Genomic DNA, 625 nt, shown 5'->3' with positions numbered 1-625 from the left:
GCACCAGTGATAATTGTTTTTTGGCGTTGCTGTGTAAAAATCCATAATCCCGCGATCGTCGAAATCGCCTGGGTAATACATGTTTCAGTACCAGCCACAGGAAGTCTTCCCCTGGCAGGGTTCGCTTCTCTTTTTTGCCGGTTTCACTATTGAGGTAAGAGAAGGTCACCTTTCCCTGTTCACTGGCCAGGATGTTGTTGTCGCTGATCACGCCCCGGTACAGATACCGGGATAGATATTCAAGTGCTGGTAATCCTTTGCCCACTCGTTTGCAATTGACGACCCACTCTTTGGGCAGCCTTGTTTTCAGGCTCGGTGATAGTAGTCCCTGTTCGTCCAGTGCGCGAAGGAGTTTGGCTCGAAAGACCATGGCCAGGTTCTTGCCATTGAAAAGATAGTTACCTGTGAGTTTGCGCCACTCTTTTCGTCGGGTATTGATGCCGCCACCGGGCACAACAAAGTGTATATGGGGATGGTAATCCAGCCGTCGGCTGTGGGTGTGCAGGACGCCGGTCATTCCCAGGTCAGCATCCAGTTTTTTGCTATTGGCTCCAAACTGTTTCAGGGTATCAGCCGCTATTCTGAACAGTAAATCGTACACCTGTCGTTGATGTTGCCAAGCCAG

At 50.4% G+C, this 625-nt stretch carries 1 protein-coding gene; it reads right to left on the bottom strand.

What is annotated here, in order from left to right:
• The coding region (locus J7439_RS25855; RefSeq protein ID WP_209204927.1) for an IS91 family transposase at positions 1-625 on the bottom strand (625 nt) is incomplete at both ends.

Origin of the sequence: Salinisphaera sp. G21_0 (assembly GCF_017744115.1) — a bacterium.
GTDB lineage: Bacteria > Pseudomonadota > Gammaproteobacteria > Pseudomonadales > Endozoicomonadaceae > Endozoicomonas.
The sequence above is the reverse complement of the archived record's forward strand: the minus strand, read 5'-3'. Positions and strand labels throughout refer to the sequence as shown.